Origin of the sequence: Thioalkalivibrio sp. (assembly GCF_007692535.1) — a bacterium.
In the GTDB taxonomy this organism is placed as follows: Bacteria; Pseudomonadota; Gammaproteobacteria; order Ectothiorhodospirales; family Ectothiorhodospiraceae; genus Thioalkalivibrio.
The window spans coordinates 1-5,322 of the sequence record NZ_REBW01000139.1 but is presented as its reverse complement, the minus strand read 5'-3'; the positions used below and the strand labels follow the sequence as shown (position 1 = coordinate 5,322).

General features: G+C 66.4%; 5 protein-coding genes. 3 read left to right on the top strand and 2 right to left on the bottom strand.

Annotation, left to right across the window (positions count from 1 at the left end; genetic code table 11):
• Positions 1–117: 117 nt before the first annotated feature.
• The gene (gene recN, locus EA346_RS07450; RefSeq protein ID WP_296757168.1) at positions 118–1,839 is read right to left on the bottom strand and encodes a DNA repair protein RecN; all 1,722 of its coding nucleotides are present in this window, start codon (positions 1,837–1,839) and stop codon (positions 118–120) included.
• Positions 1,840–1,859: 20 nt separating this feature from the next.
• Entirely contained in the window at positions 1,860–2,738 is an 879-nt protein-coding gene (locus tag EA346_RS07445; protein WP_296757166.1) for an NAD(+) kinase, read from the bottom strand.
• Positions 2,739–2,900: 162 nt separating this feature from the next.
• Between EA346_RS07445 and hrcA the strand changes: the two genes are divergently transcribed.
• From hrcA to EA346_RS07430, 3 genes are all read left to right on the top strand, one after another.
• Entirely contained in the window at positions 2,901–3,956 is a 1,056-nt protein-coding gene (gene hrcA, locus EA346_RS07440; RefSeq protein WP_296757164.1) for a heat-inducible transcriptional repressor HrcA, read from the top strand.
• Between the two features lie 57 nt (positions 3,957–4,013).
• Positions 4,014–4,598: a nucleotide exchange factor GrpE gene (gene grpE / locus EA346_RS07435; protein ID WP_296757162.1), complete on the top strand. Its 585-nt coding sequence runs from the start codon at positions 4,014–4,016 to the stop codon at positions 4,596–4,598.
• A 93-nt stretch (positions 4,599–4,691) separates the two neighbouring features.
• Positions 4,692–5,322: Hsp70 family protein (locus EA346_RS07430; RefSeq protein WP_296757160.1), on the top strand; the 631-nt coding region annotated here is incomplete at its 3' end.

The window sequence follows — 5,322 nt, the reverse complement described above, 5'->3', positions numbered from 1 at the left end:
AGGGTGCGAGGCCCGTCGGGTTACGCCCTTTGGGCTAACCCGACCTACAGTTTGCTATTCGGCGCCGGGGATAACCCAGTTCCCCACAGCCGCGGCAAGCCGCCGCGCTCCATGGCATCAAGAGCGGTCTGCGGTGGCAAGGTCGGGATCGGGATTGCGGTCGGAGGCGGATTCCAGCATTTCCCGGGCGTGTGCCAGGCTGCGTTCGGTCATTGCCACGCCCCCGAGCAGGCGTGCGATCGCCTCGACGCGGGCGCCTGCGTCCAGTGCCGAGATTTCCGTGCGCGTCTGATTCCGGGCGCGGTGCTTGGTGACCTGCATCTGCTGGTGCGCCTGGGCCGCGACCTGCGGCAGGTGGGTGACGCACAGGACCTGGTAGCGTTCGCCGAGGCCGCGGAGTTTCCAGCCGACCACCTCTGCGACGGCGCCGCTGATCCCGCTGTCCACCTCGTCGAAGATCAGGGTATCGACCGCCTGTTCCGCGCTCGCCAGCACCTGTAGCGCGAGCCCGATGCGCGAGAGTTCGCCACCGGAGGCGACCCGGGCCAGGGGTTGGGTCGCGGTCCCGGGGTTGGCGGCGACCATGAACTCGATGCGGTCCTGTCCGTGCGGACCCGTTTCGTCGGGCCGGGTCTCGAGACCGATGTGGAATCGGCCACCCGGCATGCCGAGTTCCTGCATCGCCTTGGTGACTGCGGTATCGAGGCGCTTGGCCGCCTTGCCGCGCGCGCGGGTCAGGGCTGCAGCTGCTTCGTCGTAGGCGGTGCGCGCGGCCGCGAGTTCCCGTTCGAGGGCATCCAGTGCCGCGTCGCCGGCGTCCAGTGCCTCCAGTTCCTCCTCCATCCTGCGCAGCAGATCGGCCAGTTCGTCGGGCTCCACCCGGTGCTTGCGGGCGAGCCGGAGATAGAGGCTGATCCGGGCGTCGACCTCGTCGAGGCGCTGCGGGTTGATCTCCACATGGTCGGCCATGCGGCGCAACTCGTCGCTGGCCTCCTGCATCTGGATGCGTGCGGACTCCAGGAGTTCGAGTATCGGATGGATCCGCTGGTCATGCCGCGCCGCGTCCTGCAGTCCCGACAGGGCCTGTCCGATGCCGTGGTCGAGTCCGGTATCGGCGTCGATGGTGTCGTGCGCGTCCTGCAGCGCCATCAATACCTCCGAGGCATGGGCCAGCAGGGTCTGTTCGGTGGCGATTTCGGCATATTCGCCTGCAATCGGCGCCAGTTCGGCGATTTCCGCGGTCTGGAACCGGAGCAGGTCGAGCCGGTCGCTGGCGCTGGCGAGCCGGGCGCGTGCCGACTCCAGGCGCTCGCCTGCAGCGCGCAGGGTGCCATGCGCCCCGGCGACCCGGCCAAGCAGGCCGGGGTCGACGAAACCGTCCAGGAGTGCGCGCTGGGCGTGCCGTTGCAGGAACTGCTGGTGTGCGTGCTGGCCGTGGATGTCGACCAGCCACTGCCCCAGGTCCTTCAACTGTGCCATCGTCACCGGGCTGCCGTTGATCCATGCCCGGCTCTTGCCCTGCGCCGTGATCACGCGGCGCAGCAGGATGGCGCTCGCGTCCTCATCGTCGCCGACGTTGTCCGCGAGTGCCTGTTCCCGCAGCCATGCCGCTGCCGGATGGTCCGGGGAGAGTTCGAAACCGGCGCTGAGATCGGCCTGGTCTGCGCCCGCACGCACGCTGGCGGCATCGGCGCGATCGCCCAGCAGCAGCCCGATCACGTCGATCAGGATCGACTTTCCGGCCCCGGTCTCCCCGGTCAGCGCGGTCATGCCGGGGCCCAGTTCGACCTCCAGATTGTCGATGATGGCGAAGTCCCGGACCGTGATGTGCCGCAGCATCGTGCCTCTGCTCCCCGCTTTCAGGGATGCTCGCCCCAGCGCAGCTTGGACCGCAGCATGCGCAGGAAATGGTGGTTGCGGGGGTGCAGGAGCATCAGCGACTGCGGCCGGCGCTGAATACGGAGGATGTCACCCGGCGCGAAGTCCAGATTCTTCTGGCCGTCCAGCGCCACCTGGGCGGGCGAGCGGCTGCCGCTGCTGAGCTTGATCTCGATCACCGCCCTGCCGCTGACCACCAGCGGGCGGTGATTCAGACTGTGGGGGCAGATCGGGACGATGATCATCGCATCGAGATCCGGCGTCAGGATGGGACCGCCGGCAGACAGCGAATAGGCCGTGGAGCCGGTCGGCGTGGCGACGATCAGACCGTCGGCGCGCAGGCGTCCCACGTCGAGTCCGTCGATGAAGGTGTCGAACTCGATGACGCGGATCACATTCTGCACGTGCAGCACCGCGTCGTTCAGCGCCACCCCCTGGTGGATCGGGCTGCCGTCCCGGAGCAGGATCGTTTCCAGCATTGCCCGGGGCTCCAGTTCGTAGGCCCCGTCGAGCACGGCGTTCAGTTCAGTCACCGCGTGGTCCGGCAGGACGTCCACCAGGAATCCCAGTCGGCCGAGGTTGATGCCCAGCATCGGGGTCTCGTGCAGCGCAGCCGCGCGGGCGGTGGCCAGCAGGGTCCCGTCGCCGCCGATCACGACCACCAGGTCCGCCTGCTCGGCCATCTCCTCCAGGCTGGCGATCCTGAAGGCGCCGGGGTTCACGCGATTCCCGATGCCGTGTTCGAGGATGACGTCGGCGCCACGCTGGCGCAGCGCGTCCAACAGGGTCGCGACCAGCGGTGCGGTGCGGGAATCGGCCGATTTGCCGACGAGTCCGATGGTGCTGAAGCTTCGTTGCATGGGCGCATTATCCGGTAAACCGTGGGCCCACGCATCCGCCTTCGATTCGACAGGTCCACGGGCGTCTGGCTGCAGGGGGGCGGATCCGGCCTTGACTGGATCGGGGCATGGCATAGACTGCATTGGCACTCGGCGGACTGAAGCGCTGACAAGAGAAGGAACATGCAGGACATACAACTCGATGCCCGGGCGCGTACACTGCTGCGCACATTGATCGAAAGCTATATCCGCGAGGGGCAGCCGGTCGGATCCAGAACGCTGGCACGTACCAGCGGCCTCAACGTGAGCCCCGCGACCATACGCAACGTGATGGCCGATCTCGAGGGCATGGGACTGGTGCATGCACCGCACGCCTCGGCCGGCCGCATCCCGACCGCCGCGGGATATCGCCTGTTCGTCGACGCGCTGCTCGAGATCCGCGTGCCCAACCGGGAACAGATCGAGGCCATCGAGTCCCGCTTCAGTCCCGGAGCCTCGACCCAGGACCTGCTGGACACGGCGGGCAGCGTGCTCTCCAGCGTGACCCGCCTGGCGGGAATGGTGCGGCTGCCGCGAAACCGGCAGGTGGCGCTGAGCCAGATCGAATTCCTGCGCCTGAGCGAGCGCCGGGTCCTCGCGATCCTGGTGATCGACGGCAAGGAGGTGCAGAACCGTGTCCTGGAACTGGAGCGCGACTACCCGCAGCCTGAACTGCAGAACATGGCCAACTATCTGAATGCCCATCTGGCCGGTCAGAGTCTGCATATCGTGCGGGGCCAGTTGCTGGCGGAGATGCGCTCGGTGCGGCGGGACCTCGATGCGATGATGCTTGCGGCGATCGATCTCGGTGAGCGGGCGATCGGCGAAGACGAACCGGATGACGTGCTCGTCGCAGGCGAGACGCAACTCCTCGGTTACGATGAGCTGGCCGACATCCATCGGCTGCGGCAGCTGCTCGAGGCATTTCACGAGAAGCGCGAGATCCTCGCCATCCTCGATCAGTGCATCCGCGCCGACCGGGTGCAGATCTTCATCGGCCGCGAGTCGGGGCTGGAGTGGTTCGAACACTGCTCGGTGGTGACCGCGCCGTACAGCGTCGATGGAGAGATCGTCGGGGTGTTGGGTGTGGTGGGACCCACCCGAATGTCCTACGACCGGGTGATCCCGATCGTCGATATTACCGCGCGGCTTCTCGGCGCGGCCTTGAATTCCCGCGGCGAACCCCCAAAAACCCGATGACGAAGCGACATTGGTCGCTGCATTCGCATTTCATTCTTCAACCAGCAAGAGGAACCTATGTCCAATCAGCGGGAGAACGGGGAACACGACAGCGATCCGACCCGTAGCACGCCGGAAGGCGGATCGGAGACGGCGTTTTCCGGTGCAGATGCCGAAGATGCAGGGGACATCCATGCCCGTCTGGCCGAACTCGAGGAGTTGGCCGAGCAGCGCCGTGAGCAGGTGCTACGCGCGCAGGCGGAGTTGGAGAACCAGCGCCGGCGCTTCGAGCGCGAGCTGGAGTCCGCGCACAAGTACGCGATGGAGCGGTTTGCCGCCGAGTTGCTGAACGTCTGCGACAGTCTTGAGATGGGCCTCGATGCCGCGCGCAAGACCAACGATGCCAGCAGCATCATCGAGGGCACCGAACTCACGCTGAAGGCCTTTCACCAGGCGTTCGAGAAATTCGGCATCGAGGCGGTGGAGCCGACGGGTGAACGCTTCGATCCCGAGCGGCACCAGGCGATGACCACCCAGGAGAGCCGCGACCACCCGCCGAACACCGTGTTGCTCACCATGCAGAAGGGTTACCTGCTGCATGGGCGCGTCCTGCGGCCTGCCATGGTGATCGTGTCGCGTGCGCCCTCCGACGGCAATGCTTGAAAACGCGGGTTCGTCCCCCATATCCCTCACAGACAGGCAGCGACCGGACGCCGAACGCTGCGCCTACCCAATTCATTGCAGGAGCTTTTAACCATGGGAAAGATCATCGGTATTGACCTCGGCACCACCAACTCCTGTGTCGCCGTCATGGATGGCGGCCAGGCCAAGGTGATCGAGAACAGCGAAGGGGGCCGCACCACGCCCTCGATCGTCGCCTTCACCGAAGACGGGGAGGTGCTGGTCGGGCAATCCGCCAAGCGCCAGGCCGTGACCAACTCGCAGAACACGCTGCACGCGGTGAAGCGCCTGATTGGCCGTCGCTTCGAGGAGAAGGAGGTCCAGAAGGACATCAAGCTGGTCCCCTACAAGATCATCAAGGCCGATAACGGGGACGCCTGGGTCGAGGTGCGTGGCAAGAAGATGGCGCCGCCGGAGATCTCCGCCCGCGTGCTGCAGAAGATGAAGAAGACCGCCGAGGACTACCTGGGCGAGACCGTCACCGAGGCCGTGATCACCGTGCCGGCGTACTTCAACGACTCGCAGCGGCAGGCCACCAAGGACGCGGGCCGAATCGCGGGCCTGGACGTCAAGCGCATCATCAACGAGCCGACCGCTGCGGCGCTGGCCTATGGCCTCGACAAGAAGCGGGGCGATCGCAAGATCGCTGTGTATGACCTCGGCGGCGGCACCTTCGACATCTCGATCATCGAGATCGCCGAGGTGG

Coding starts and splice junctions, on each gene's coding strand:
- recN (WP_296757168.1), bottom strand. CDS start 1,839: ATGCTGCGGCACATCACGGTCCGGGACTTCGCCATCATCGACAATCTG.
- grpE (WP_296757162.1), top strand. CDS start 4,014: ATGTCCAATCAGCGGGAGAACGGGGAACACGACAGCGATCCGACCCGT.
- EA346_RS07445 (WP_296757166.1), bottom strand. CDS start 2,738: ATGCAACGAAGCTTCAGCACCATCGGACTCGTCGGCAAATCGGCCGAT.
- hrcA (WP_296757164.1), top strand. CDS start 2,901: ATGCAGGACATACAACTCGATGCCCGGGCGCGTACACTGCTGCGCACA.